The sequence below is a fragment of the Bacillus sp. 2CMS4F genome, assembly GCF_023161785.1.
Lineage (GTDB): Bacteria > Bacillota > Bacilli > Bacillales > Bacillaceae > Bacillus > Bacillus halotolerans.
The window spans coordinates 103,046-129,426 of record NZ_JALNTO010000011.1 but is presented as its reverse complement, the minus strand read 5'-3'; the positions used below and the strand labels follow the sequence as shown (position 1 = coordinate 129,426).

At 43.0% G+C, this 26,381-nt stretch carries 36 protein-coding genes and 1 riboswitch; of the genes, 28 read left to right on the top strand and 8 right to left on the bottom strand.

Going from position 1 to position 26,381, the window contains the following annotated elements:
* The first annotated feature begins 62 nt into the window (after nt 1-62).
* The 10 genes from MTN95_RS15670 to MTN95_RS15625 all read left to right on the top strand — a co-directional run bounded on the left by MTN95_RS15670 (nt 63) and on the right by MTN95_RS15625 (nt 6,003).
* Nucleotides 63-1,016 (top strand): magnesium transporter CorA family protein, encoded by a 954-nt coding sequence (locus MTN95_RS15670; RefSeq protein ID WP_105991987.1) that lies wholly within the window; start codon nt 63-65, stop codon nt 1,014-1,016.
* Nucleotides 1,017-1,078: 62 nt separating this feature from the next.
* Nucleotides 1,079-1,489 (top strand): CBS domain-containing protein, encoded by a 411-nt coding sequence (locus MTN95_RS15665; protein WP_105955574.1) that lies wholly within the window; start codon nt 1,079-1,081, stop codon nt 1,487-1,489.
* A 322-nt stretch (nt 1,490-1,811) separates the two neighbouring features.
* A complete protein-coding gene (gene comGA, locus MTN95_RS15660; RefSeq protein WP_095713275.1) occupies nt 1,812-2,882 on the top strand; it encodes a competence protein ComGA in 1,071 nt (356 codons plus the stop codon).
* On the top strand, nt 2,869-3,906 hold the full coding sequence (gene comGB / locus MTN95_RS15655) for a competence type IV pilus assembly protein ComGB (protein WP_282459596.1): 1,038 nt from the start codon (nt 2,869-2,871) through the stop codon (nt 3,904-3,906). The genes comGA and comGB overlap by 14 nt, the downstream gene beginning before the upstream one ends.
* Before the next feature lie 13 nt (nt 3,907-3,919).
* Entirely contained in the window at nt 3,920-4,216 is a 297-nt protein-coding gene (comGC, locus tag MTN95_RS15650; RefSeq protein ID WP_010334925.1) for a competence type IV pilus major pilin ComGC, read from the top strand.
* Nucleotides 4,206-4,637: a competence type IV pilus minor pilin ComGD gene (comGD, locus tag MTN95_RS15645; protein ID WP_151175143.1), complete on the top strand. Its 432-nt coding sequence runs from the start codon at nt 4,206-4,208 to the stop codon at nt 4,635-4,637. The genes comGC and comGD overlap by 11 nt, the downstream gene beginning before the upstream one ends.
* Nucleotides 4,621-4,968 carry a competence type IV pilus minor pilin ComGE gene (gene comGE / locus MTN95_RS15640; RefSeq protein ID WP_248338878.1) on the top strand — a complete coding sequence of 116 codons (348 nt, stop codon included), beginning with the start codon at nt 4,621-4,623 and terminating at the stop codon, nt 4,966-4,968. The genes comGD and comGE overlap by 17 nt, the downstream gene beginning before the upstream one ends.
* A 25-nt stretch (nt 4,969-4,993) precedes the next feature.
* Nucleotides 4,994-5,377: a competence type IV pilus minor pilin ComGF gene (gene comGF, locus MTN95_RS15635; RefSeq protein ID WP_181185692.1), complete on the top strand. Its 384-nt coding sequence runs from the start codon at nt 4,994-4,996 to the stop codon at nt 5,375-5,377.
* Nucleotides 5,378-5,752 carry a competence type IV pilus minor pilin ComGG gene (comGG, locus tag MTN95_RS15630; RefSeq protein WP_248338876.1) on the top strand — a complete coding sequence of 125 codons (375 nt, stop codon included), beginning with the start codon at nt 5,378-5,380 and terminating at the stop codon, nt 5,750-5,752.
* Between the two features lie 71 nt (nt 5,753-5,823).
* Nucleotides 5,824-6,003 carry a YqzE family protein gene (locus tag MTN95_RS15625; RefSeq protein WP_003236949.1) on the top strand — a complete coding sequence of 60 codons (180 nt, stop codon included), beginning with the start codon at nt 5,824-5,826 and terminating at the stop codon, nt 6,001-6,003.
* 42 nt (nt 6,004-6,045) lie between these two features.
* Here the strand turns inward: MTN95_RS15625 and MTN95_RS15620 are convergent, their stop codons facing one another.
* Nucleotides 6,046-6,369, bottom strand: a complete 324-nt coding sequence (locus MTN95_RS15620; protein ID WP_024122040.1) for a YqzG/YhdC family protein — start codon at nt 6,367-6,369, stop codon at nt 6,046-6,048.
* A 285-nt stretch (nt 6,370-6,654) separates the two neighbouring features.
* On the opposite strand from MTN95_RS15620, the gene tapA reads away from it, so the two are divergent.
* From tapA to tasA, 3 genes are all read left to right on the top strand, one after another.
* Nucleotides 6,655-7,416 (top strand): amyloid fiber anchoring/assembly protein TapA, encoded by a 762-nt coding sequence (gene tapA / locus MTN95_RS15615; RefSeq protein ID WP_248338898.1) that lies wholly within the window; start codon nt 6,655-6,657, stop codon nt 7,414-7,416.
* Entirely contained in the window at nt 7,388-7,972 is a 585-nt protein-coding gene (sipW, locus tag MTN95_RS15610) for a signal peptidase I SipW (protein ID WP_105955579.1), read from the top strand. Before tapA ends, sipW begins: the two co-directional genes overlap by 29 nt.
* A gap of 64 nt (nt 7,973-8,036) precedes the next feature.
* Nucleotides 8,037-8,822 carry a biofilm matrix protein TasA gene (gene tasA / locus MTN95_RS15605; protein WP_105955580.1) on the top strand — a complete coding sequence of 262 codons (786 nt, stop codon included), beginning with the start codon at nt 8,037-8,039 and terminating at the stop codon, nt 8,820-8,822.
* A gap of 86 nt (nt 8,823-8,908) precedes the next feature.
* On the opposite strand, the gene sinR is transcribed toward tasA, so the two are convergent.
* From sinR to MTN95_RS15585, 4 genes are all read right to left on the bottom strand, one after another.
* Nucleotides 8,909-9,244 carry a transcriptional regulator SinR gene (sinR, locus tag MTN95_RS15600; protein ID WP_003226345.1) on the bottom strand — a complete coding sequence of 112 codons (336 nt, stop codon included), beginning with the start codon at nt 9,242-9,244 and terminating at the stop codon, nt 8,909-8,911.
* A 33-nt stretch (nt 9,245-9,277) separates the two neighbouring features.
* Nucleotides 9,278-9,451: an anti-repressor SinI gene (gene sinI / locus MTN95_RS15595; protein ID WP_024122036.1), complete on the bottom strand. Its 174-nt coding sequence runs from the start codon at nt 9,449-9,451 to the stop codon at nt 9,278-9,280.
* Nucleotides 9,452-9,634: 183 nt separating this feature from the next.
* Complete coding sequence (locus tag MTN95_RS15590) at nt 9,635-10,429, bottom strand: YqhG family protein (protein ID WP_105955581.1); 795 nt, start codon at nt 10,427-10,429, stop codon at nt 9,635-9,637.
* A gap of 19 nt (nt 10,430-10,448) precedes the next feature.
* The gene (locus MTN95_RS15585; protein ID WP_059293610.1) at nt 10,449-12,122 is read right to left on the bottom strand and encodes a DEAD/DEAH box helicase; all 1,674 of its coding nucleotides are present in this window, start codon (nt 12,120-12,122) and stop codon (nt 10,449-10,451) included.
* A 168-nt stretch (nt 12,123-12,290) separates the two neighbouring features.
* Nucleotides 12,291-12,392, top strand: a riboswitch (glycine riboswitch).
* A gap of 173 nt (nt 12,393-12,565) precedes the next feature.
* Between MTN95_RS15585 and gcvT the strand changes: the two genes are divergently transcribed.
* Genes gcvT through gcvPB form a run of 3 tightly spaced genes read left to right on the top strand, consistent with a single transcriptional unit; the run spans nt 12,566 to nt 16,502 of the window.
* On the top strand, nt 12,566-13,654 hold the full coding sequence (gene gcvT / locus MTN95_RS15580; protein WP_248338874.1) for a glycine cleavage system aminomethyltransferase GcvT: 1,089 nt from the start codon (nt 12,566-12,568) through the stop codon (nt 13,652-13,654).
* Between the two features lie 27 nt (nt 13,655-13,681).
* On the top strand, nt 13,682-15,028 hold the full coding sequence (gcvPA, locus tag MTN95_RS15575; RefSeq protein WP_248338872.1) for an aminomethyl-transferring glycine dehydrogenase subunit GcvPA: 1,347 nt from the start codon (nt 13,682-13,684) through the stop codon (nt 15,026-15,028).
* Nucleotides 15,021-16,502, top strand: coding sequence for an aminomethyl-transferring glycine dehydrogenase subunit GcvPB (gcvPB, locus tag MTN95_RS15570; protein WP_248338870.1), 1,482 nt, complete (start codon nt 15,021-15,023; stop codon nt 16,500-16,502). Before gcvPA ends, gcvPB begins: the two co-directional genes overlap by 8 nt.
* Nucleotides 16,503-16,536: 34 nt before the next feature.
* On the opposite strand, the gene MTN95_RS15565 is transcribed toward gcvPB, so the two are convergent.
* The gene (locus MTN95_RS15565; protein WP_024122030.1) at nt 16,537-16,917 is read right to left on the bottom strand and encodes a rhodanese-like domain-containing protein; all 381 of its coding nucleotides are present in this window, start codon (nt 16,915-16,917) and stop codon (nt 16,537-16,539) included.
* A 190-nt stretch (nt 16,918-17,107) separates the two neighbouring features.
* Here MTN95_RS15565 and lipM point away from each other — a divergent pair, with 190 nt between their 5' ends.
* The 3 genes from lipM (at nt 17,108) to MTN95_RS15550 (ending at nt 19,475) form a co-directional block, all read left to right on the top strand.
* Complete coding sequence (gene lipM / locus MTN95_RS15560) at nt 17,108-17,944, top strand: octanoyltransferase LipM (RefSeq protein ID WP_202853063.1); 837 nt, start codon at nt 17,108-17,110, stop codon at nt 17,942-17,944.
* Between the two features lie 100 nt (nt 17,945-18,044).
* Nucleotides 18,045-18,473: a transcriptional regulator MntR gene (gene mntR, locus MTN95_RS15555; protein ID WP_010334908.1), complete on the top strand. Its 429-nt coding sequence runs from the start codon at nt 18,045-18,047 to the stop codon at nt 18,471-18,473.
* A 126-nt stretch (nt 18,474-18,599) separates the two neighbouring features.
* Complete coding sequence (locus MTN95_RS15550; RefSeq protein WP_024122028.1) at nt 18,600-19,475, top strand: patatin-like phospholipase family protein; 876 nt, start codon at nt 18,600-18,602, stop codon at nt 19,473-19,475.
* Here the strand turns inward: MTN95_RS15550 and MTN95_RS15545 are convergent.
* Both MTN95_RS15545 and MTN95_RS15540 read right to left on the bottom strand, forming a co-directional pair.
* Nucleotides 19,472-19,867: an SA1362 family protein gene (locus tag MTN95_RS15545; protein WP_044154629.1), complete on the bottom strand. Its 396-nt coding sequence runs from the start codon at nt 19,865-19,867 to the stop codon at nt 19,472-19,474. The two genes, MTN95_RS15550 and MTN95_RS15545, sit on opposite strands and share 4 nt — an antisense overlap.
* A gap of 39 nt (nt 19,868-19,906) precedes the next feature.
* On the bottom strand, nt 19,907-20,860 hold the full coding sequence (locus tag MTN95_RS15540) for a DUF1385 domain-containing protein (RefSeq protein ID WP_248338868.1): 954 nt from the start codon (nt 20,858-20,860) through the stop codon (nt 19,907-19,909).
* A gap of 231 nt (nt 20,861-21,091) precedes the next feature.
* On the opposite strand from MTN95_RS15540, the gene MTN95_RS15535 reads away from it, so the two are divergent.
* The 9 genes from MTN95_RS15535 to spoIIIAD all read left to right on the top strand — a co-directional run bounded on the left by MTN95_RS15535 (nt 21,092) and on the right by spoIIIAD (nt 26,368).
* Nucleotides 21,092-21,625, top strand: a complete 534-nt coding sequence (locus MTN95_RS15535; RefSeq protein ID WP_069487192.1) for a YqhR family membrane protein — start codon at nt 21,092-21,094, stop codon at nt 21,623-21,625.
* 87 nt (nt 21,626-21,712) lie between these two features.
* Nucleotides 21,713-22,153 carry a type II 3-dehydroquinate dehydratase gene (aroQ, locus tag MTN95_RS15530; protein ID WP_024122024.1) on the top strand — a complete coding sequence of 147 codons (441 nt, stop codon included), beginning with the start codon at nt 21,713-21,715 and terminating at the stop codon, nt 22,151-22,153.
* 2 nt (nt 22,154-22,155) lie between these two features.
* Nucleotides 22,156-23,217 (top strand): aminopeptidase PapA, encoded by a 1,062-nt coding sequence (gene papA, locus MTN95_RS15525; RefSeq protein WP_105955587.1) that lies wholly within the window; start codon nt 22,156-22,158, stop codon nt 23,215-23,217.
* 24 nt (nt 23,218-23,241) lie between these two features.
* Nucleotides 23,242-23,799 (top strand): elongation factor P, encoded by a 558-nt coding sequence (gene efp, locus MTN95_RS15520; RefSeq protein ID WP_024122022.1) that lies wholly within the window; start codon nt 23,242-23,244, stop codon nt 23,797-23,799.
* Nucleotides 23,800-23,941: 142 nt separating this feature from the next.
* On the top strand, nt 23,942-24,223 hold the full coding sequence (locus MTN95_RS15515) for a YqhV family protein (RefSeq protein ID WP_010334901.1): 282 nt from the start codon (nt 23,942-23,944) through the stop codon (nt 24,221-24,223).
* A gap of 75 nt (nt 24,224-24,298) precedes the next feature.
* Nucleotides 24,299-25,222, top strand: a complete 924-nt coding sequence (spoIIIAA, locus tag MTN95_RS15510; protein ID WP_044154635.1) for a stage III sporulation protein AA — start codon at nt 24,299-24,301, stop codon at nt 25,220-25,222.
* Nucleotides 25,216-25,731, top strand: coding sequence for a stage III sporulation protein SpoIIIAB (gene spoIIIAB, locus MTN95_RS15505; RefSeq protein WP_024122020.1), 516 nt, complete (start codon nt 25,216-25,218; stop codon nt 25,729-25,731). Before spoIIIAA ends, spoIIIAB begins: the two co-directional genes overlap by 7 nt.
* A 22-nt stretch (nt 25,732-25,753) precedes the next feature.
* Entirely contained in the window at nt 25,754-25,960 is a 207-nt protein-coding gene (gene spoIIIAC, locus MTN95_RS15500) for a stage III sporulation protein AC (protein WP_003153142.1), read from the top strand.
* Nucleotides 25,961-25,972: 12 nt separating this feature from the next.
* Complete coding sequence (spoIIIAD, locus tag MTN95_RS15495; RefSeq protein ID WP_081638335.1) at nt 25,973-26,368, top strand: stage III sporulation protein AD; 396 nt, start codon at nt 25,973-25,975, stop codon at nt 26,366-26,368.
* Nucleotides 26,369-26,381 lie beyond the last annotated feature (13 nt).

Genomic DNA, 26,381 nt, shown 5'->3' with positions numbered 1-26,381 from the left:
TTAGGAATGCTTCTCCTTGGGCAATTAAAGAACAAAAGAATAAAAGTCTGGAGGATCGTAACATGAAGGTACATACAGGTGGGGATTGGTTTTGGTACCAAATGGGGCCTCAGGAAAGAGATAAGGCAAGAGATCTGATCCATTTTTCTCATTGGCCGCAATGTGAAAAGTGGTTTGAAAATAATCATCATATTAACTTTTTGCGCGTGGATACAACAGAAGCTGAGAATGAAGCGGTATTTGGCTCGATCGTATATGATCAGGGGCTTGGCGAGGAAAAAGACCATACCGTTTTTCATTTCTATATTACTAGGCAATATTTTTTCACAATTAACTTTGATTTTTCGATTTTGGAGGGGATTAAGGGAAAACAAGTTGTCCAGCAAATGGAGAGAGCGGATAGTACCATGGAGGGATTTTTGATCCTTCTCGGCGAGTTAATGAATGCGTATCTAATCGGTGTAGATGAATTTGAAGTAAAGCTGAGAAAGCTCAGATGGCAAATCAAAGACGACAATAGCAAAAGCATTTTAAACCGTGTTCATCTCCTGCACCATGAGCTGATGGTCTGGAAAAACTTAATCCTAAGCACTAAAAAAATTGAAATGGCATTGAAAGAAACCTTTTTGCTCCAAAATGATAGTAAAAAGGTTTATCAGCGGATACAACTCAAAATTGACAGGGGGTTTACATACATCAGCGAATTTGAAGGGGAGCTTAATAGTCTGTTGCATTCAGAGGAAGTCATTACCTCTCACAGGGGAAATGAAATATTCAAAGCGCTGACCATTTTCACGACGCTTTTTACGCCGGTTACAGCACTCGGTGCCCTCTGGGGGATGAACTTTTCCGTGATGCCTGAGCTGAATTGGAAATACGGTTATGTCTTTTCTCTCTTATTGATTATCACTTCTACAGTCCTAATCTACCTATATTTGAAGAAGAAAGGCTGGACGGGAGATATGCTGCAGGAACGGAAGGATAAAAAGAAATCTCGAAAACGGCGGATACTGTAGAATGTTTCATTTTTTGTGAAGCGGATAAAGAATAAATAGAACACGGTAAAGGAGGAATTGAAATGAAAGTAAGAGATATCATGACTGCGAATGTAGAATGCTGCGAGCCAACTGCATCAGTCACTGAACTAGCCAAAAAGATGAAAGACTCCAATGTCGGTTCTATTCCAATTTGTGAAAGCGGCAGACTTCAAGGCATCGTTTCTGATCGGGACATTGTCACAAGAAGCTTAGCTGAAGATCAAATGGAGGCGAAAGCAAGTGATATCATGAGCACAGAAGTCGTTTCCGGTCATCCTGATATGTCTGCTGATGAAGCGAGTCAGCTCATGGCAGAGCATCAAATCCGCCGTTTACCGATTCTTGAAAATGAACGTTTAACGGGTATTGTTGCGTTAGGCGACCTTTCCGTTAAGAAAAACACAGACCAGAAAGCCGGAAAAGCATTAAGTGAAATTTCTAAATCAGCATAACAAACAGTTTGGAAGAGGTAACTGCCTCTTCCTTTTTTATTTTGTATACAATAAACTGATTCGCCATTTTTAGAAAGCGTCAAACTCCGATTTATAAATCCTTCTTTGGATGCCAGATCCGGACTGCGTACATCTGTCCATCAATCTCTTTTCAAATCCTTATTAAAATTGAAAATGATGTGATACATATATCTGAATTTCTATTTTTGATAGGAGTGAAATGTTTTTTTAGGTTGTAAATACATCAGAAAATCACATTTTTTTTGTTTGATTACCATGTCTTCTTTTTCTACAATACGCTTTGAAAGGAGAGGGAATCAAATTGGATTCGATAGAAAAAATAAGCAAAACTTTAATTGAAGAGGCATATAGGACGAAGGCCTCTGACATTCACATTGTGCCGAGGGAACGGGACGCAATCATTCATTTTCGGGTTGACCATGCATTGCTGAAAAAGCGAAACATGAAAAAAGAAGAGTGTGTAAGGCTCATTTCTCATTTTAAGTTTCTCTCAGCTATGGACATAGGGGAAAGAAGAAAGCCGCAAAATGGATCTCTTACTCTAAAATTAAAAGAGGGTGACGTTCACTTAAGGATGTCAACGCTCCCGACAATTAACGAAGAAAGCCTCGTCATCAGAGTGATGCCTCAGTATAATATCCCTTCGATTGACAAACTGTCTTTATTCCCAAAGACAGGAGCCACCTTGCTATCATTTTTAAAACACTCCCACGGCATGCTGATTTTTACCGGGCCAACAGGCTCTGGGAAAACAACAACATTATATTCTCTGATCCAATATGCAAAAAAACATTTTAATCGAAACATTGTCACACTTGAAGATCCAGTGGAAACGAGGGATGAAGATGTTCTTCAAGTGCAGGTGAATGAAAAAGCCGGTGTCACATATTCCACAGGACTGAAGGCTATTTTGCGCCATGACCCCGATATGATCATTTTAGGTGAGATTAGAGACGCTGAAACAGCCCAGATCGCGGTGCGGGCAGCGATGACTGGTCATTTAGTGCTGACGAGCCTTCATACGAGAGATGCGAAGGGCGCGATTTACAGGCTGCTTGAATTTGGCATTAATATGAATGAAATCGAGCAAACGGTTATTGCGATAGCGGCTCAGCGTTTAGTTGATTTGGCTTGCCCGTTTTGTGAAGACGGATGTTCATCAGTGTATTGCCGCCTGTCACGAAATGTCAGGAGAGCAAGCGTATACGAGCTGCTTTACGGAAAAAACCTTCAGCAGTGTATCCAGGAAGCGAAAGGGGACAATGCAAATTACCAATATCAAACGCTGCGTCAAATTATAAGAAAAGGGATTGCGCTCGGCTATTTAACGACAAACAACTATGACCGGTGGGTTTATCATGAAACAGATTAGAAAAGTTTGGCCGCTAAAGGATCAAGCCTATTTACTGAAAAGGCTGGGTGAAATGACAGCGGGCGGATACAGTCTTTTAGACGGATTGCGCCTGATGCAGCTGCAAATGAATAAAAGGCAGCTGGCGGACTTGGCTAACGCAATAAGACGGTTGAGAGAAGGGGAATCGTTTTACCATGTATTAAAGAGCTTGTCATTTCATAAGGAAGCCGTCGGTATTTGTTATTTTGCTGAAACACATGGGGAATTGCCGGCTTCCATGATTCAGAGCGGAGAGCTGCTGGAACGAAAAGCAGGCCAGGCAGAACAGATAAAAAGGGTGTTGCGATATCCTCTTTTCCTCATCTTTACCGTTGTTGTCATGCTTTATATGCTGCAAAACATCATCATCCCTCAGTTTTCCGGTATTTATCAATCGATGAATGTAGAAACGTCACGCACAACAGACATCATTTTTGCGTTTTTTCAGCACCTTGATGCTGTGTTCATATTAATGGCCATTTTGGCTGCAGGAATAGGTGTTTATTATTGGTTTGTGTTCAAGAAAAAATCCCCCGACCATCAAATGCTCATTTGCGTAAGCATTCCTTTGTTTGGAAAGCTGGTCAGGCTGTTTAACAGCTACTTTTTTTCTTTACAGCTGAGCAGTCTGCTTGCATCAGGTCTTTCTATTTATGACAGTTTGAAAGCATTTAGGAAGCAAACGTTTCTCCGTTTTTACCGCCATGAAGCTGAACAAATGATTGAACGGTTAAAAGCCGGTGAAACCATTGAAGCTGCTTTATGCAAACGGCCTTTTTACGAAAATGATTTTTCAAAAGTGATATCTCATGGCCAGCTAAGCGGCCGCTTGGATCGGGAACTCTTCACATACAGCCAGTTTATATTGCAGCGGCTTGAGGACAAGTCACAAAAATGGACAGGCATTCTTCAGCCCATTATTTACGGATTTGTCGCAGGGATGATTTTAATTGTTTATCTATCGATGCTCCTGCCTATGTATCAGATGATGAATCAAATGTGAAAGGAAGAGGCTGATGAATGAGAAAGGGTTTACACTTGTGGAAATGCTGATCGTGCTCTTTATTATTTCTATTTTGCTATTGATCACCATACCGAATGTAACAAAACATAATCAAACCATTCAGAAAAAGGGCTGTGAAGGCCTGCAAAACATGATAAAGGCGCAGGTAACAGCATATGAACTCGATCATGACGGGAAGACACCAAGCCTCGGCGATTTACAGGCAGAAGGTTATGTGAAAAAAGATGCGGTTTGTCCAAATGGAAAGCAAATTATCATTACCGGCGGAGAGGTTAAGGTTGAACATTAAATTAAAAGGGGAAGCTGGATTCACCCTTTTAGAAAGCCTGCTTGTTTTAAGCCTCGCCTCTATTATGCTGATTGCGGTGTTTACCACGCTTCCTCCTGTTTATGAAAATACAGCATTACGGCAGACAGTATCCCAGCTGAAAAATGATATTTTACTTGCGCAGCAGACCGCAATTTCCAATCATCAAAGAACAAAGATTCTTTTTCAAGAGAAAAAATATCAATTAATCATAGGTGACACTGTTATAGACCGTACTTATCATAACGGGCTTTCGGCAGAGTTACTGACATTAAAAGACCGCTTGGAATTTAACGAGAAAGGGCACCCGAATATAGGCGGGAAAATCCGTATAAAAGGGCGTGCCGCCTATGACATAACAGTTTATTTAGGGAGCGGAAGAGTGAATGTGGAGAGAAAATAAAGGCTTTTCTACAATTGAAACGATGGCTGCCCTCAGCATATGGCTGTTTATGCTTCTGACGATCGTGCCGTTGTGGAACAAGCTGATAGCTGATGAACATATAGCGGATTCGAGAGAAATTGGTTATCAGCTTGTTAATGAAAGCATAGGCAAATATATTCTGACAGGAAAAGGAAATTCGTCACAAACTGTTTCGATGAACAATAGCAAATACTCGATGACATGGGAGGAGGAGGGAGAATATCAAAAAGTATGCATCTCACAAGACTCCTATAAAGACAAGCCATTTTGCCTCAGCATTTTGCGGACAGACTGGCTATACGCTTCTTAATGTATTATTTTCGCTCTCTGCTTATTTGCTCATATCAGGATCGTTAGCGATGTTCTTTCATCTATTTTTGTCACGTCAACAGGAGAATGAGGGCTTCATGCAGCGGGAATGGGTCATTTCGGTAGAGCAGATCATGAATGAGTGCAAGCAGTCGCAGACAGTGCAGACAGATGAGCATGGCAGCGTCTTAATCTGCAGAAATCTGTCAGGGCAAGAGGTCCATTTTGAAATCTACCATTCAATGATCAGGAAAAGAGTAGACGAAAAAGGGCATGTTCCGATTCTTGACCATATTAAAACAATGAAAGCCGAGGTTAAAAACGGGATGCTTTGGTTGAAAGTCAAGAATGAGAATGATAAAGAGTATCAAACCGCTTTTCCGGTATATACGTCGTTAGGAGGTGGGTGAATGTACTACTCAAAAGGGTTTATCTATCCGGCCGTTCTTTTTACATTTGCCCTTGTGATGCTGATTGTGAATCTCACCGCCCCTCAATTTGTTTCACGCCATATGTTTGAGAAGGAAACAAAAGAGTATTACACAGGAGAAAATCTGCTGCAAAATGGCTCGCTTCTATCCATCAGGCATATACTTGAGCACAGACCAGGCCGAAAGGGTTCACAGCAGTTTCAATATGGACATGTATCTTATGACATTCGCAAAACAACCATAAAAGAACAGCAAGAAATCACTCTTAAAGCCATCACAGTGTCGGGAACAGAAAAAAGCGCTCAGCTGCTGTTCGATCAAAATCAGAAAAAACTGCTGAGCTGGACAGAATAAACCAGCGGTATGTGTATAAAAAAAGTCGTGTGAGCCAACACTTCATAATAACTGAATGATGAGGTGATCACGTGAAAACGAATGATTATGTCAAATATATGACTCAGCAATTTGTGAAATATATAGACACTCCGAAAGATGAGCGAAAAGAACGAAAAGAGGTTCGAAAAGAAACAAAAACGCCTGCTTCTCAGCATTGGTTCGGTATTTTACCTTATGGTTTTAGGCTATGGCTGAAAAGAAAAAAATAAATTGTACCAATATAACGAACAAGGTCCTTCACATGGAGGACCTTATTGATATTCTTCTAAAATTGCAATTTTATTCACCTTTTGACTATGAGGATCGAAAGAAATTGTGACAAACACGCCGAATTCCTTTGAGCCTTCTCTCAGGGTTAAATGATATTGCTTCACAGCTTCGTCTTTTCTTTTGCGGTCCCAAACTTTTTGTTTAACCAGTACCTGTGCGAGCGGGTACCTTTTTTTCGCTTCTTTTACAGCAAGCTCTTCCCATTTTGACATGTGGCGGGCGGTTACAAGCGGCCCTTCTTCTGCTTGAGCGGCACTGGTGCCGAAACCGAGAAGAGACAGACAAATCACACATTGTTTGATCATAAGCCGTCACCCTTTCTTTGTTGTTTATTATTGCCAAATGTTAACCGGATATGCGTTTAATTTTTCACATAACAATCCCAAAAAATTCTAAAAACTTAAAAAGGTGAGCAATATTGAGTAAGGCTATGCAATATGATGAAAACATTCTTTTAAACGAACAAAATGGCGAATTTCGGCGTTTTTAAATCCTTCAATCGTTGAGTATACTCAGTTTGTGTGGTTCTTAAAAAAGAACGATTGTCACATCAAGTTACAGTGTTTTACAGGGGGTAAGGTATGTTTCGATTGTTCCGATTGTTCCGCAATCAGCATAAGGCTAAGACAAAATTAAGAGTGCTGCTTGTTTTTCAGCTTACAGCCATATTCAGTCTGACAGCCGCTATATGCTTACAATTTACCGGAGATACAAGCGCTGCTTTTTATGATATTGAAAACTTTGATGTTTCGCTTCAAACGTGTGAGAACTTTCAGCATACAGATAAAAACTGTCATTATGATAAACGGTGGGACCAAAGTGATTTACACGTGGTGAATCAAACAGATACAAAAGGTACTGTCTGTTCCCCTGTTCGTCTATTTGCCGAGCTGGAAAACAGAGGCGAGAAACTTAAGAAATCGAAATGGAAGTGGGAGCTTCATAAACTGGCAAACACCCGCAAACCGCTAAAAGACGGGAACGTAATAGATAAAGGATACGTTTCCACCCAAATAGGCGAATCACTTTACAAAATTGAAACAAATAAAAAAGTGAAATCCGGCATTTATGTGTTTAAAGTATATAAACCGGCCGGCTATCCGGCGGACGGCAGCAAGTCTGAGTGGTCGGAACCAATGACAATTGTGAAGTGTGACGAAAAACCGACAGCACCGAAAAAGGAAAGTCAGCCGGCTGTGAAAAATCAGCACAATCAAGCAGACAGTGACAGAAAAGACAAAACAGATAAAGAAAAAACAGCTGACAAAGCCGTAACTGAAGACAAAGAAAATCAACCAGTTCAGAAGGAAAGCGGGGAAGAGGATGAAAAAAGCATTAAAGCTGATCAGTAATATCCTTTACGTAATCATCTTTACTCTGATTATTGTGTTAACGCTAGTTGTCATATCAACACGTTCATCCGGGGGAGAGCCGGCAGTGTTCGGATACACGCTGAAATCAGTACTGTCTGGCTCAATGGACCCTGAATTTAAAACGGGCTCATTAATTCTCGTTAAAGAAATCACAGATGTGAAAAAGCTCCAAAAGGGCGATGTGATCACATTTATGCAGGATGCAGACACAGCGGTGACCCATAGAATTATTGATATGAAAAAGCAAGGCGATCATTTGTTATTCCAAACAAAAGGGGATAATAACGCCGCAGCTGATTCTGCGCCTGTGTCGGATGAAAATGTCCGCGCGCAATATACAGGTTTTCAGCTTCCTTATGCCGGCTACATGCTTCATTTTGCCAGTCAGCCGATCGGCACTGCTATTTTACTGATTGTTCCCGGCGTTATGCTGCTGATCTACTCCTTTGTGACAATCAGCAGTGCGATCAGAGAGATTGAAAGAAAGACGAAAGCCTTGGAAACAGAGACAAAGGACAATACGATGTCCACTTAACATCAGTTGTAAACCTGGCAACAGGTTTCGATAATATAATCATTCAATAAAAGGGGAGTTTACCATGGGTATGAAAAAGAAATTGAGTTTAGGAGTTGCATCAGCAGCACTAGGGTTAGCTTTAGTAGGAGGAGGAACATGGGCAGCATTTAACGACATTAAATCAACGGATGCTACTTTTGCATCAGGTACGCTTGATTTAGCAGCGAAAGAAAATTCAGCCAGTGTCAACTTATCAAATCTAAAGCCGGGAGATAAATTGACGAAAGATTTCCAATTCGAAAATAACGGCTCACTTGCGATCAAAGAGGTATTAATGGCGCTGAATTATGGAGAATTTAAAGCAAACGGGGGAAGTAATACATCCCCAGAAGATTTTCTCAGCCAGTTTGAGGTTACATTATTGACAGTCGGCAAAGAGGGAGGCAATGGCTATCCGAAAAACATCATTTTAGATGATGCCAACCTTAAAGACTTATATTTAATGTCCTCTAAGAATGATGCTGCGGCGACTGAAAAAATTAAAAAACAAATTGATCCTAAATTCTTAAACGCAAGCGGAAAAGTCAATATAGCGACAATTGACGGTAAAACCGCTCCTGAATATGACGGTGTTCCAAAAACACCGACTGATTTTGACCAGGTTAAAATGGAAATTCAATTTAAAGACGATAAGACAAAAGATGAAAAGGGACAAATGGTTCAAAATAAATATCAAGGCAACTCATTACAGCTTCAATTCTCATTTGAAGCAACACAGTGGAATGGCTTGACAATCAAAAAGGAACATACTGATAAAGACGGTTATATTAAAGAAAATGAAAAAGCGCATAGCGAGGATAAAAATTAATAGAAAAAAGAGGTGGCTCAGTACATGCGTACTGAGCCATTCTTATGTTCATTGACAAAAGAGGAGTAAGTGCCTCTGCTCAGGCACTACTCCTCTTTTTGGGACTTTCTCCATTTTTGATAATCTAAAAATTCACGAAATTGTTTTTTCGATACCCCAGATGTCATCGCATCGCGAACCAATTTCTCCCATTCACTATCTAATTGACCATCGTATTCGGTTTCATGTTTTTCATCAAGCAAAGTATGAACCGAGACGTCCAGAACAGCGGAGACTTTTTCGAGAAATTGAATGGAGGGGTTCGTTTGTAGATTTCGTTCTATTGAGCTTAAATAAGACTTCGCTACCCCAGCTTTTTCTGCTAGTTCTGATAGTGAGTAGCCTTTTTCTTTACGGTATTGTTTAATACGCTGGCCAATCAATGTCATCACCTTCCTTGTGATATTATAGCACATTCAGAAAGGATTTATGGTATGACTTCTGGCTGCCGGACCAGGATGAGCAGACTTTTTGTTTAAAAGTAAATATTTGCGTATTTCCTCAGGGCTGATATTTGCTTCTCTGGCTTCCATCATTAATTCAACCCATTCTTGATCTAATTCGAAGTGCTCTTGTTTTGCATTTTTCATGCAGTTTCTCCTCCTAAAATACTTGTTTATGTATTTCAGCCAGTCCGGCCATGACCATTGTACGCCTTCTGTGGTCTCTGGAAGTCATTTTCCAATTGAATAGCCAGAATTTTTTTCCAATATACCTTTATTATAATAGCATTTTTCCAAAAAAAACGAGAACGATGTCGAATCTGAAAAAAGTTAGCTCGAAATATTATTTTGCAGAAAAAATAATCCGCCATTTTCGATCTGAACTGATATCTTTGGTTGATACAAGGCTTTTAACGCTTGTTTTTCAAGATGGTACTCTTCTGGTTTTTCTTCTGTATGCTCATAAAACTGATCAAGCAATTTCATATCGTTTTGCCACCTGTTTACCGCCTGCTCTGCCCAGTCTGACGGTTCTTGCATAGCGGCTTGGGTAATGTAGCTCTCCATCCGCTTAAGGCCGCTTTCAGGTTTGATCATAGGCGATATGGTGAAACAATAGTCACATATTTGTGATGTCAATGAAAGCTGTACGAGCTTACTTTGAAAATTTTCAATCATGGCTCCAGAGACAAGGTGAAGACCTAGTGACAATAGCTTATCCTTTTTCATGTCGGACTGGTATGAAATCATGACATTTATACCAAGCCAAGGCTGAAGCGGAATTTTCGCTCCGGCTGATTCAATTTTCTCATACATTCTGGTAAATCTCCCATTTTGTTTAACTGCTTTAAATATTTGAAACAGGCGTGGCGCCCCGAAATAAATAAATTCGCCATCTAGGTCTTTTGGAGCAGATTCCTTATCTGTAATGAACGTCATTTTCATCGGATTCGGGTCTCCGCCGGTCTTCTCGCGCCAGTGCCAGTAAAAAGGCCGATTCATGATCTGTTTGTCCATTTCAACTGTAAGCTGAACCGTCATGTAACCGGGGCCTTGGTCGATGATCGGACAGCTGTTTGCCTGGAAAAAACGAAGCAGAAATTGGTGAACCTCTTGCTGTCTCACTTGTAAAACCTCCTTGCGGCTAAGAACCTCTTTTTTCAGCGGGCTGCTGTTTTTTATAAGATAAAAATGAGGTTAAGTTGTCCATTTTAATTTTCATTTCTTCTTCGGTTGCCGAATGGTACAAAATATCGTGCAGGTGCTCTTCAAAATTGTTGACTTGAATTTTTGTTAAAATGTCATCAAGCTCGCCGACCACTTTTTCAAATAAATGAATTTTTTCATATAAAAGCTTTAAAATATGCTCTTCCACTGTATGTTTGGTGGCCATGTTATAAATATGGACGTCACGCTCCTGCCCGAGCCTGTGGATTCTTCCGATTCTTTGTTCAAGCCGCATCGGATTCCATGGCAAATCATAGTTAATCATGTGATTGCAAAACTGCAGGTTGATCCCTTCGCCGCCTGCTTCAGTTGCAATCAGCACTTGAACCTTCCCGCGGAAAAGGTCCTTCATCCAGTCTTTTTTTCCGCGTTTAAATCCGCCTCTGAACGGCACAGAGCTGATGCCGTGTTGCTGAAGAAACCACTGCAGATAAATTTGAGTGGCACGGTATTCTGTAAAAATAATGACTTTATCGTCTATCTTTTTAATCAGATCGACGACTTGATTCGCTTTAGAATTTTGCGTCACTTGATTGATGCGGTCCATTAATATAGAAATGGTGTGTTCATCAATGGCAGGTGCCTGTTTTTCTTTTTGGTCGAGCATTTTTTTCAGTGTCATGTACACAGCTTCCCTGCTTGAACAGCATTCTCTTTGGAGTGTCATAATGGAGAACATGCTGGCCGGTTTGTTAATGCTTTCTTTCAGGCGGGAAATCTCATCGTAAAGCGCCTGCTCTGAAGGAGAAAATTCAATCGGCACTGTTTCGACGCGGCGCTGCTTCCAATTCAGCCCGGTGTCATGCCGCCTGTTGCGAATCATGACTTTATTCACTAGATCTTTCAAATGATCATGTGCTTCTAAGCTGGATTTCTTTTTAGAAAACATTTCTTGAAAGTGATTCTGATTGCCTAAATGACCAGGCTTTAATAAGGAAACCAAATTGAATATTTCTTCAACACGGTTTTGGATTGGCGTCGCAGTCAGCAGCAGGCAGTATTTTTTTACAAGATTCCGGACAAATTCATAGTTCTTTGTTTTGCTATTTTTCAGCTTGTGGGCCTCATCAATAATGACGAGATCATATGGGATTGACAGCACAATTTCCCGGTGGGGCGAGCGCTTTGCCGTATCGATGGAGGACACGACGATATCGCACTGCTCCCACACATAGCTTTTCTTTTGCTCAACAGCCGGAATCAAAAATTTTTCCTGAAGCTCTTTCACCCACTGCGATACAAGAGAAGCTGGCACAAGGATCAGAATTTTTTTGGCTAACCCGCGAATCATATATTCTTTTAGAATCAGTCCGGCTTCGACAGTTTTGCCGAGCCCCACTTCATCTGCTAAAATCGCTTTTCCGTTCATTTTTTCAACAACCTTCTGCGCAACCTCAAGCTGATGGGGAAGCGGAGTGAAGGAAGGGAGATATAATGGGGCCCGCAAGCCTTCAAATTCAGGAATCGCCAATGTTTCCTGGATTTCTGATGAAAGCTTGTACAGCTCCCAGTTTGACCACGGACCGTCGTTTTTCAGTCTTTCGGCAAATTCTTCGGGCCATTTTGTATCATATGTGATTTCTGCATTCATTGCTGTGAAACCGCCTTTCATATTCTTCAATTTTTTAAATGAACAATATAAGAAAAATCCGCCCAAATTGCTGTTGCCCCGCATATAGTGATGATGGTAGGATATGAGTATGTATTTGATGTAAGATATTGCTATAGTATGTCCATAACAGCATGAAAATATGAGCGAATGACAGCAAGGGGAGAGACCTGACCGAGAAAACCGGGATACAGGCGCCGAAGGAGCAAACTGCGGAGTGAATCTCTCAGGCAAAAGAACTCTTGCTCGACGCAACTCTGGAGAGTGTTTGTGTGAAATGCGCAAGCCACCAAAGGGGACGTCTTTGCTATTGCAAAGTAAACTTTCAGGTGCCAGGACAGAGAACCTTCATTTAATATGAGGTGTTTCTCTGTCCTTTTTTGTATGTTTTTTTAGCTGCGCCGTTGAAAAAGGGGAGGAATTTGATGCTGAAAAGAACACCGTTATTTGAATTGTATAAGGAATATGGAGGGAAAACGATTGATTTCGGAGGCTGGGAGCTTCCTGTTCAATTTTCTTCAATCAAAAAAGAGCATGAGGCTGTCCGAACAGCAGCCGGGCTGTTTGATGTATCTCATATGGGGGAAGTCGAAATCACGGGGGATGACAGTCTGTCTTTTTTACAAAAGCTGATGACAAATGATGTATCCGCGTTAAAAACCGGCCGTGCGCAATATACTGCGATGTGCTATCCGGATGGCGGCACCGTTGATGATTTACTCATCTATCAAAAAGCTGAAAACCGCTATTTGCTTGTCATAAATGCTTCAAATATAGATAAAGATCTTGCTTGGCTTAAAGAACACGCAGCAGGAGATGTCCAGATTGACAATTTGTCAGATCAGATTGCGCTTTTGGCCGTGCAGGGCCCGAAGGCAGAAACAATCTTAAAAAATCTGACAGCTTCAGATGTGTCTGCTTTAAAACCATTTGCATTTATTGATGAAGCTGATATCAGCGGCTGCAAAGCACTCATTTCGCGCACCGGCTATACGGGTGAAGACGGGTTCGAAATTTACTGCCGTGCTGATGACGCCGTCCGAATTTGGAAACAAATCATGGAAGCGGGTGAAGAACACGGGCTTATGCCATGCGGGCTAGGGGCGCGTGATACACTCAGATTTGAAGCGAAGCTCCCGCTCTATGGCCAGGAGCTGACTCGGGATATCACGCCGGTTGAAGCAGGTATAGGCTTTGCCGTAAAACACAAAAAAGAATCTGATTTTTTCGGGAAGTCTGTATTGAGTGAACAGAAAGAAAACGGGGCGAAACGAAAGCTCGTCGGTCTTGAAATGATTGAAAAAGGAATACCGAGACACGGATATGAAGTGTTTCAAAGCGGCAAGTCCGTCGGAAAGGTGACAACAGGCACCCAGTCACCGACATTGGGGAAAAACGTGGGCCTTGCCTTGGTTGATGCTGGAGCGAGTGAGATCGGAACTGTTGTAGAAGTGGAGATTCGCAAAAAATTAGTGAAAGCAAAGGTAGTTAAAACACCATTTTATAAACGCTAAAAATTTTTTTTGGAGAGGGGTCAACACATGAAGCACCGCTATTTGCCCGCGACAGAAAAGGATAAACAGGAAATGCTTGATGCCATCGGCGCAAACACGATCGATGATTTATTCGCCGATATACCGGAGAACGTCAGATTCAAAAAAGAGTATCAAATCAAAAAGGCAAAATCAGAAACAGAATTAACAAAAGAACTGACAAAGCTGGCCTCTAAAAACTGTGATACCGTTCAATACGCATCTTTCTTAGGCGCCGGTGTATATGATCATTATCAGCCGGTTATTGTGGATCATGTCATTTCAAGGTCTGAGTTTTATACAGCTTATACACCATATCAGCCGGAAATTTCTCAAGGGGAGCTTCAGGCGATTTTCGAGTTTCAAACGATGATTTGTGAATTAACAGGCATGGATATCAGCAACTCTTCTATGTATGATGGCGGAACAGCCTTGGCGGAAGCTGCGATGCTTGCCTCCGGACATACGAAAAAGAAAAAAATTGTAGTGTCAACAACCGTGCACCCTGAATCGAGAGAAGTGCTGAAAACATATGCAAAAGGACAGTATATTGAAGTTGTTGAAGTCCCTGCCGCAAATGGAGTGACTGATCTTGATGCTTTGCGCGAAACCGTTTGTGACGATACGGCGGCAGTCATTGTGCAGTACCCGAACTTTTTTGGTCTGGTTGAGCCATTGAAGGATATTGAGCCGATCGCTCATCAGGGAAAATCCATGTTTATTGTCTCAGCCAATCCGCTTGCATTGGGACTTCTGACCCCGCCGGGCGCTTTTCAGGCCGATATTGTGGTTGGCGACGCACAGCCATTCGGGATTCCTTCCGCATACGGCGGACCCCATTGCGGATTTTTTGCGGTCACGAAAAAATTAATGAGAAAGGTGCCGGGCCGCCTCGTCGGACAAACGGAGGATGAAAACGGAAAAAGAGGTTTTGTGCTTACCTTGCAAGCCAGAGAGCAGCATATTCGCAGGGATAAGGCGACGTCAAACATCTGCTCGAACCAGGCTTTAAACGCACTGGCCGCTTCCGTCGCCATGACGGCTCTCGGGAAAAACGGCGTAAAAGAAATCGCCCGCCAAAATCTCTTAAAAGCCAATTATGCTAAGCAAGAAGCGAAAAAAGCGGGGCTCACCGTAATGTTTGACGGGCCGATGTTTAACGAATTCGTTATCAAACTAGATGAACCTGTGAAATCGGTAAACCAAAGATTGCTGACAAATGGGATCATCGGCGGCTACGATTTGGGTCTGACGTATCCGGAGTTTGACCGCCATATGCTTATTGCCGTAACAGAGCTGAGAACAAAAGAAGAAATTGACGCACTCATTCAGGAATTGGGGGATCGCCATGAATAATCAGGATCAGGCACTTATTTTTGAGCTTTCAAGAGAAGGCCGTGTCGGCTACAGTCTGCCGGAGCTTGACGTACCGGAAATGGAAGTGGAGGACCTCTTGTCAGACAGCTATATCCGAGATGAGGACGCAGAGCTGCCGGAGGTTTCTGAGCTGGATATTATGCGGCATTACACAGCATTGTCCAGACGGAACCACGGGGTTGATTCGGGCTTTTACCCGCTCGGTTCCTGTACAATGAAATACAATCCGAAATTGAATGAAAAAATCGCGCGGATTCCCGGTTTTGCCGCGATTCATCCTCTTCAGGACGAAGACACAGTGCAAGGCGCTTTGGAGCTTTTATATGACTTAAGCAAGCATCTCGAGGAAATTACGGGAATGGATGAGGTCACGCTTCAGCCCGCGGCTGGTGCGCATGGCGAATGGACGGGACTGATGATGATCCGCGCTTATCATGAGGCGCGCGGAGATGTGAAACGGACAAAGGTCATTGTCCCCGATTCAGCTCATGGGACAAATCCTGCGTCTGCAACAGTTGCCGGTTTTGAAACGGTGACGGTGAAATCGAATGAAAACGGGCTTGTTGATTTAGAGGATTTAAAAAGAGCGGTAAATGAAGAAACCGCAGCTCTTATGCTGACGAATCCGAATACACTCGGATTATTTGAGGAACAGATCACCGAGATGGCGGAAATCGTTCACCAAGCCGGAGGAAAGCTGTATTATGACGGCGCTAATTTAAATGCCGTGTTAAGTAAAGCGAGACCCGGTGATATGGGATTTGACGTGGTGCATCTTAATTTGCATAAAACCTTTACAGGGCCTCACGGCGGAGGCGGTCCGGGTTCAGGTCCGGTTGGCGTAAAAGAAGATCTGATTCCTTATCTGCCAAAACCCGTTTTAATCAAAAAAGAAGGGCGATTTACTTTTGACTATGACCGCCCTCACGCGATCGGCCGTGTTAAGCCTTATTACGGCAACTTCGGCATCAATGTCAGAGCGTATACGTATATCCGCTCTATGGGCCCGGACGGGTTAAATGCCGTTACTGAAAACGCGGTGCTGAACGCCAACTATATGATGAGAAAGCTTGCCCCTTATTACGATCTGCCGTTTGACCGCCATTGCAAGCACGAATTTGTATTGTCAGGGAAACGCCAGAAAAAGCTTGGGGTGCGTACGCTGGATATTGCAAAACGGCTGCTCGATTTCGGCTATCATCCGCCTACAATTTATTTTCCGCTTAATGTTGAGGAGTGCATCATGATTGAGCCGACAGAGACAGAATCCAAGGAAACACTGGATGCATTTATTGATGCTATGATCCAAATTGCGAAAGAAGCAGAGGAAACTCCGGAGCTTGTACAGGAGGCTCCGCATACAACAATCGTCAAAAGAATGGATGAAACAAAAGCAGCCAGACAGCCTGTACTTAGATACGAGAAAAACGTAAGCAGTGAACTTGTAAAATAAAAAAACAGCTGTCTGATATCAGACAGCTGTTTTTTTAATTTTTGGCTTTAATTTTTCCGCCCCATTTTTTAAAGCCGCCCTTAAGGTTATAAATCTCAGTGCAGCCGTTTTTGCGCAGGGTTTGTGCCGCGCGTCCGCTGCGGACACTGTTCTGGCAGTACAGATAGACAGGCTTGTCCGGCCGGATTTCATTCTTTCTCTGTTTCAGCTGAGAAAGCGGAATGTTGCGGGCGCCTAAAATATGTCCGCCATCAAATTCATTCGGTTCACGAACGTCGATAAGCTGCGCTTTGCGGTAACCAGCGCGAAATTCTTCTTCCGAAAGTGTTTTCATAATTCGCTGCTGATAGACATATGAAGCAATCATATAGACGATAAACGCAGCAAAAATAATTAAAACGATCATATTAGACAATGTGATTCTACTCCTTTAACGTATAAAATCAAAACCCTGCTTCTTTAAACAAGGGCATAGAGACGTTTTCGACAAATACTATTATAGTAAAGCACGGCGCGATTGTCATCCATAATGGAACTAAAATATTTTTCATTTTCCCGGCAGTTTGTTAAACTGATTCTATTAAAACGGTAAGGAAGGTCTCAAAATGGAAAAAGAAACTTGGCGGTTTATAGACTCAGGAAGTGCAAGCCCGGCTTTCAATATGGCGCTTGATGAAGCGCTTTTATATTGGCACAGTGAAAAGAAAATTCCTCCGGTCATCCGTTTTTACGGCTGGAATCCGGCGACGCTTTCTGTAGGTTATTTTCAAAATATTAAAAAGGAAATCAATTTTGAAGCAGTACATAAGTATAATCTTGGATTTGTCAGACGCCCGACCGGAGGAAGAGGGGTGCTCCACGATCAGGAATTGACATACAGCGTAATCGTTTCTGAGGATCATCCGGAAATGCCGGCGACTGTAACCGAGGCATATCGGGTTATTTCAGAAGGCATACTCCAAGGCTTTAGAAATCTTGGTTTGGACGCTTATTTTGCCATTCCGAGAACCGAAAAAGAAAAAGAAAGCTTAAAGAACCCGCGCTCATCCGTTTGTTTTGACGCGCCGTCCTGGTATGAGCTTGTTGTCGAGGGACGCAAGGTGGCGGGAAGCGCGCAAACGAGACAAAAAGGCGTCATCCTTCAGCACGGCTCCATTCTGCTTGATTTGGATGAGGACAAGCTGTTTGATCTGTTTTTGTATCCGAGTGAAAGAGTAAGAGAGCGGATGCAGCGCAATTTTAAAAATAAAGCGGTTGCGATTAATGAACTCACTGATCACCCGGTGACGATGGACGATGCACGCAAGGCTTTTAAATCCGGATTTGAAACCGGCTTGAATATTCACTTGGAGCCATACGAATTATCCCAGGAAGAGCTTGATTTTGTTCAGGACTTGGCAGAAACAAAATATGCTTCTGATGAATGGAATTATAAGCGATAAAAAGGGCTTTTTGGCCTGCAGAGCATCCTTGTTTTTTCAAGTTCATTAGTGTAAACTTGTAATGATTTATAAAGTTAAGGTGCTTTTTGGGAGGGTTTCGATGACGACACCAAGTATGGAAGATTATATTGAACAGATTTATATGCTGATTGAAGAAAAAGGATATGCAAGGGTTTCTGATATCGCGGAAGCATTGGCAGTCCACCCCTCCTCTGTAACAAAAATGGTTCAAAAACTAGATAAAGACGAATATTTAATTTATGAAAAATATCGCGGTCTCGTGCTAACGTCTAAAGGAAAGAAAATAGGCAAACGGCTAGTATACAGACATGAATTGCTTGAGCAGTTTTTAAGAATCATTGGTGTTGATGAAGAGAAAATATATAACGATGTCGAAGGAATCGAGCATCATTTAAGCTGGAACAGCATTGATCGCATCGGTGATCTTGTTCAATATTTTGAAGAAGACGATGCGCGTAAAAAAGAGTTGAAATCAATCCAAAAGAAAACAGAACATCATAATCAGTAAAAAGGCGGGTCTCAAAGGAGGCCGCCTTTTTTTGATGAAATGCGCCCTGCTTCATTCATTGGTCTATTTCTTCGCGTATTTTCTTAAAATGATAGTAAACCATTGGATGGAGGGGGAGGGTATGGGATGTATATTGACGGTGTGTTTTCTGGCGGAGGGGTAAAAGGCGTGGCGCTTGCCGGCGCTTATGAAGCGCTTGAGGAAAAAGGCTTCCGCTTTGCACGGCTTGCCGGCACAAGCGCCGGCGCCGTTATTGCCGCTTTTATTGCATCAGGTTATTCAAGCAAGGAAATTCACGCTTTGATTGAAGAAGTGGACGGAGAGAGGCTGCTGGACCAGCGATACTCATTTCTCCCCTTAAAAATGCTCCAATGGGTGTCCATTTACTGGCGTTTGGGCTTGTTTAAAGGAGACACATTAGAAAAGTGGATCGCCGACCTTTTAAGAGCGAAAGGCGTACGCGTCTTTGGCGATTTGAAAAAAGGCTCTTTGCGGCTCATCGCTTCGGATCTGACAAACGGTACAATGATCGTACTGCCGGACGACTTGGTCCGCTACGGGTTAAATCCGGATATGTTTCCGGTTGCCAGAGCGGTAAGAATGAGCTGCAGCATTCCCTATTTTTTTGAACCAATAAAATTAAAAACAGATACAGGAACTGCCACCGTAGTGGATGGGGGCGTTTTAAGCAATTTTCCCATATGGCTGTTTTCTAAAGAAAGAAAACGACCTGTTATCGGTGTGACGCTTGCGCCGAATGAAAGGGAGCGGCCGAAAAAAAATATCGGAAACGCTTTCGAACTGTTTGGCGCTCTGTTTGAAACGATGAAGGATGCGCATGACGCAAGACATATCGCGTCACGCTATGAGCAAAATATCATTTTTCTTCCGGTTGACAACGTGATGGCGACCGAATTTCATTTAACACAACAAAAAAAACTAGCCCTGATTGAGCTAGGTAAAAGTCGGACAGAGCAGTTTTTAAAGCAGTGGACCTATTAAAAAAGCGCTCTGTTTTTCTTTTTATTTTTTTTCCCTTCTATGACAGTCAGCTGCGTCTGGCTTTTTTTCTTGAGAATCATCGGCTTAGGTTTGCTGGCGCTCGGAACGCTTCGAAGATGGCTTACCCGTCCTTTATGCCCGGCACGGTGCTTTGCTTTTTGTTCTTTCAGCCGGCGCCGCGATTGTTTGGCCGCTTTTTTAAAAGCCGCTCCTTCACTGCCAGTATTTCGCTTCATTACATATTTCACAATAAAATAAATAATGATACCTGCCAAGATGACGGTTATCGCCATTTTTGCCATTTCTCCGGGATTGGTTACCAGCACATAGAGGAAACCGAACGCTCCCAGCGCAATTAATACAGCAATAATAGGTTGTACACGATGATTCATAACTGTCCACCTCCGAAAGTAATAGCAGGGCAACGGATATTAGATGACGTTGTGAGAAGGCTGCTCTTTTTGTTCAGATCTTTCTTCGAGTCTGAGAAGCTCGTTAAAGCTTTCGATTGCAACTTCAACTTGGTCATCCTTAGGTTCTTTCGTCGTTAACAGCTGAAGCCAGAGGCCCGGGTACCCGAGACATTTCAAACCGGGAATATCACGCACTTTATTTGTCAGCTGCAACACTTCAAAGGAAATCCCAAGTACAACCGGTATGAGAGCGACACGATCTATAACACGCAACCAAAGCGGATCTGTCGGAACAAGCAAGTATACAAACATACCGACAATAATGGTGAATAAAATAAAGCTGGACCCGCAACGGTAATGAAGCCGTGATTGATTTTGAACGTTCTCTACAGTAATTGGCAAATTCTGTTCATAACAGTTTATGACCTTATGTTCGGCTCCATGATATTGAAACACTCTTTTAATCAGCGGTGTCATGGATAAAAAATAAATATAACCGAGCAGCAAAATCAATTTGAATAGACTTTCAACTGCGATTTGCGCTGTGTCCGATGGAAAAACCGGTCTTGTCAGTTCAGCTAAGAAAACAGGAACCAATGTAAATACGAATTTACTGAACAAAAATGATAAGACGCCGATCACTGCAAGGCTGAGATACATTGACAGCCCCGAGGCTTTTTTTTCTTCCTTAAGCGTCTCGTCCTCAGACGGATCAAGTCCATAGCGTTCACTCGAGAAATTCAAATGCTTTGTGCCGTTAGCGCTCGCTTCAATAATAGCCGCGATCCCTCTTATAAATGGTATTTTTTTTACCCTGTTCAGCTTCGGATTGTGTTTCCGGGGAAGCTTGAAGAAATTAATGCTTCCGTCTGTTCTTCGTATGGCCGTAACGTAATTTTGTTTTCCGCCAAACATAACGCCTTCCACAACCGCCTGCCCGCCGTAAGCGGGCGGAATTTTATGTTTTGACATATTCATCAACCTGCCTATTTCTTTAGGATTGCTAACTATTTCCTTTCACTCTATTGTACAGGAAACAGCGCGAAACCTCTAGATTGACGGGCTGAAAATTTGCCAGAGCCTTGCTTTTTCTATATGCAGTATACCCGTTATTTTCAAATTTTACTCGCTGCTGTCAAAATGTGTGAGCTTTTTTATTGACATTTCATTTTTTGGGCACACTTTAACAAGGAGGTGGCCGTTATGACAAGTGAAAAAAATACAGATCAAAACGAACAAACAAAAGAGGATCAGGGACCGCCTGTGCCAATGGGCGGCAGGGTAGCGGCGACGGGTTTTTGCGGAGGCGTATTATGGAGTTTCGTCGGTTATATCGCCTACTTATTTCATTTTTCCGAAATCAGCCCCAATATGATATTGCAGCCGTTTGTACTCGGAGAGTGGAAAAAACATGGTTTAGGAACGATTATCAGCATCATTGTGATTGGCATCATTTCGATTGGCGGGGCGTTTCTTTATTATCTTCTCTTGAAACGCTTGAAAACGATGTGGCCTGGTATGTTATACGGCTTGCTGCTTTGGCTGCTCGTGTTTTTTGTGTTTAATCCGATTTTCCAGGATGTGCGCGCCGTAACTGAATTGAAATCAGATACGATTATTACAACAATTTGCATCTATCTGCTTTACGGGCTGTTTGTCGGATATTCAATTTCATTTGAATATAATGAGCTGAACTCGGAAAAGCTGGCACGTGCGCTGGGAACACAGAGAGAATAGTGTATTATCCTTTTTTGTTATGATAAAATGTTCACGAGAAGTGAACATTTTTTACATGAGAAACCCTCGCGAAAAGGAGAGAGCCATGTGCCTCATTTTTTGATTTTGAACGGCCCGAATGTCAATCGGCTGGGAAAGCGTGAGCCGGATGTATTTGGGCGTCACACACTGACAGATATTGAAACAGATCTTTTTCAATTTGCTGAAGCCTTACATATTCAGCTTACTTTTTTCCAGTCTAATCATGAAGGCGACTTGATAGACGCCATACACGAGGCTGAGGAACAATATGACGGAATTGTTTTGAATCCGGGCGCGCTGAGCCATTACAGCTATGCAATCAGGGATGCTGTTTCAAGCATCAGCCCTCCTGTGGTTGAGGTGCATTTATCAAATTTATACGCCAGAGAAGAATTCAGGCATCAGTCAGTGATCGCTCCTGTTGCGAAAGGGCAGATTGTCGGCCTCGGATCTGAAGGCTACAAGCTTGCTGTTCGCTATTTATTAAGCCGGCAAGGGGGAGAATAAAGATGAAACTTGAGAAATTAAGAAACTTGTTCGAACAGCTGGGAATAGACGGAATGCTGATTACAAGCAGCATCAATTTGCGCTATATGACCGGTTTTACAGGGTCAGCGGGCTTAGCTGTCATATCCGGAGACAGGGCTGCGTTTATTACGGATTTCCGTTATACGGAGCAGGCGAAGGTTCAGGTAAAGGGCTTTGAAATCATTGAGCACGGCGGCAGCCTGATTCAAACCACTGCCGACACAATTGAAAAGTTCGGCATCAAACGTCTCGGTTTTGAACAAAACAGTATGACCTACGGCACATACGCGTCCTACAACGCGGTTGTCAGTGAGGCTGAATTAGTGCCTGTGGCTGAATCCGTGGAAAAGTTGCGCTTGATTAAGTCTAATGAAGAGATTAAGATATTAGAGGAAGCTGCGAAGATTGCAGATGATGCTTTCAGCCATATCTTGACGTTTATGAAACCCGGCATTTCTGAAATAGCTGTTGCCAATGAATTGGAGTTTTTTATGAGAAGCCAAGGAGCGGACAGCTCTTCTTTTGATATGATTGTCGCCTCGGGCCTTCGGTCAAGCCTTCCCCATGGAGTGGCAAGTGACAAACTGATTGAAAGCGGGGATCTTGTTACGCTGGATTTTGGCGCTTACTATAAAGGATATTGTTCTGACATTACCCGAACGGTCGCTGTAGGCCAGCCTAGTGATCAATTGAAAGAAATTTATCAGGTCGTATTTGATGCTCAGGCACTCGGCGTCGAACATATTAAGCCGGGCATGACAGGCAAAGAGGCTGACGCCCTGACAAGGGATCATATCGCTGCAAAAGGCTACGGCGAGTACTTCGGCCATTCAACCGGGCATGGGCTCGGCATGGAAGTTCATGAGTCGCCGGGGCTGTCCGTCAGATCTTCAGCTATCCTTGAACCGGGCATGGTGGTTACAGTGGAGCCGGGCATTTACATACCAGAAACAGGCGGTGTCCGAATTGAAGATGACATCGTGATGACAGAAAACGGCAACCGGACAATTACCCATTCCCCAAAAGAACTCATTATTTTGTGATTGGAATATAGGAGGACATTAAACATGATTTCAGTAAACGATTTCCGTACAGGATTAACAATCGAAGTGGATGGCGGCATTTGGCGCGTCGTTGACTTCCAGCACGTAAAACCGGGTAAAGGTGCGGCATTTGTCCGTTCAAAACTTCGCAACCTGCGTACTGGCGCGATTCAGGAAAAAACATTCCGTGCTGGTGAAAAAGTGGCAAAAGCGCAAATCGAAACAAAAACAATGCAATACTTATATGCAAACGGAGACCAGCACGTATTCATGGATACAAGTTCTTATGAACAGCTTGAACTGAGTGAAACTCAAATTGAAGAGGAATTAAAATATCTGCTTGAAAATATGTCTGTACACATCATGATGTACCAAGATGAAACACTCGGTATCGAACTTCCGAACACGGTTGAGCTGAAAGTGGTAGAGACTGAACCTGGTATTAAAGGTGATACGGCATCAGGCGGTACAAAACCTGCGAAAACCGAAACTGGTCTTGTTGTAAACGTGCCGTTCTTTGTCAATGAAGGCGACACTCTTGTAGTCAACACATCAGATGGTTCTTACGTTTCAAGAGCGTAAGGAGAAAAAAGAGGCCTGTTCCCAATTGGGAGCAGGCTTTTTTGTGCGCAAAAACAGAATCTTTCTTTTATACGAAAATGGCAAGACTACTTCCGACAGCTAGAGCATATCATATAAAAAAATGGGAGGTTGGGAGAGTGCTATGAAATTTTTTCTTGGAAATATCAATTCTACTGTTTTGACAATGGCCGGATTGCGAGTTTTATCCTCCATGATTGAGCTGACGGCCGCGATTGTGATGCTTGTGACAAATGATGTCCGCAAAGCGGTTGTGGTCAACAGCATTCTTGCTATTGTAGGTCCGCTGATTTTTATCATCACCATGACTGTGGGAATCTACCAAATTGCCGGGCAGCTGTCATATGCAAAACTGATCTTGATTTTTACGGGTGTCGTGTTGATTTTAGCGGGTGTCCACAAATAAAGAGAGGCTTGTCATAAAGTCTGCCTCACATCATACATTTTAAAGAAGCCGATCGGTAGAAAGGAGGAGACTCTGTTGAATGAAATTGCTGACGTTCTCCCTGAATCCATGAAAAACGCCCTTTCTGAAATACCGGAACATCAATGGCTGGAAATCGAAGAAATCAGAATTCGGGTTAACCGCCCTGTTGAACTGATACGAAAAGGACAACCTCTTTTTTTGTCCTATGCGGGCACGGCCGAGGATGCCCACCTGATCCTCAGCCGGCTGAGCAATTATAGTATGTATACGCTCGAAGAAGAGCTGAAGAAAGGGTATGTCACCATCAGGGGCGGCCACAGAGTCGGACTTGCAGGCAGAGTCATTACAGAAAACGGAGGGGTGAAGGGCCTCCGCGACATTGCGTCTTTTAATATACGAATTGCCCGGCAAAAGCTTGGAATTGCAGAACCGCTGCTGCCTTATCTGCATCAAAACGGCTGGCTGAATACATTGATTATCGGTCCGCCGCAAACCGGTAAAACAACGCTGCTTCGGGATCTTGCCAGACTTGCGAGCAGCGGCAAGAACCGCATTCCGCCCGTAAAGACAGGCATTGTCGATGAACGGTCGGAAATTGCCGGGTGCCTGCGCGGCATTCCGCAGCATCAATTCGGACAGAGAATTGACGTGTTAGATGCCTGTCCGAAGGCTGAGGGGCTGATGATGATGATCCGGTCAATGAGTCCCGAGGTGATAATCGTTGATGAAATCGGAAGAACGGAGGATACAGAAGCACTTCTCGAGGCGCTGCATGCCGGTGTTTCGGTCATTGTATCCGCGCATGGCTGGAGTATTTCTGATCTGATGAAGCGGCCTTCATTAAAGCGTCTGTGGGAAGAAAAAGCCTTTGACCGCTATTTGGAATTATCCAGAACGAAGGGACCGGGCACGGTAAGCCGTATTTATGACAAAGACGGAAACGTGCTTTCGGGAACGAGGGACGTGAAAACATGCTGAAGCTGTTAGGCGCTGTATTTATTGTAGCTGCGACAACATGGACAGGTTTCGAGACGGCGAAAATTTATACAGAACGGCCAAGGCAAATCCGTCAGCTGCGTGCGGCGCTCCAATCCCTTGAGGCGGAAATTATGTACGGCCATACACCGCTTCACACCGCTTCACAGCAGATCGCAAAACAGCTTGCACAGCCTGTTTCGGCTCTGTTTCTCAGTTTTAGCGAACAGCTGGAGAAAGGCAGTGATTCCGCTAAAACGGCATGGGAGCAAAGCTTAAAAAAAGTGTGGGACAACATGTCACTGAAAAAAGCCGAATATGATGTGCTGAAGCAATTCGGCGAGACGCTTGGGATTCACGATCGAATCTCACAGCAAAAACATATCAAGCTGGCACTTACACACTTAGAGGCATCGGAAGCGGATGCTGAGCAGGCACAAGCGAAAAATGAAAAGATGATAAAAAGTTTAGGCTTTTTAGCGGGCTTGTTACTCATTCTTCTATTGATGTAAACGTGAGGGGAGCAAAAATAAAATGGGAGTAGACGTGAATGTCATTTTTCAAATCGCCGGAGTGGGAATCGTGGTCGCTTTTTTACACACGATTTTGGATCAGATGGGAAAAAAAGAATACGCCCAGTGGGTGACGCTGTTAGGTTTTATCTATATTTTATTTATGGTCGCCACCATTGTGGATGACCTCTTTAAAAAGATAAAAGCTGTGTTTTTATTTCAAGGATAGGGGGGCTTACAGATTGACATTGTTCAAATTGTAGGTTTAGGGCTGATCGCCACCTTCCTTTCTTTGATCGTAAAAGAACAAAAGCCGACATTTGCCTTTTTAATTGTCGTATTTGCCGGATGTGTTATTTTTCTCTATTTGGTAGATCAAATCTATGACATTATCAGAATGATTGAAAAAATAGCCGTTAACGCCAATGTCAACATGGTATATGTTGAAACGATTTTAAAGATTATCGGAATCGCCTATATTGCTGAATTCGGGGCGCAGCTCACCAAGGATGCCGGTCAAGGGGCCATCGCCTCGAAAATAGAATTGGCGGGGAAAATTCTGATTCTCGTTATGGCTGTTCCTATTTTAACCGTGATTATTGAAACGATTCTCGGACTTATACCTTCCATGTCATAATCGAAAGGAGGCG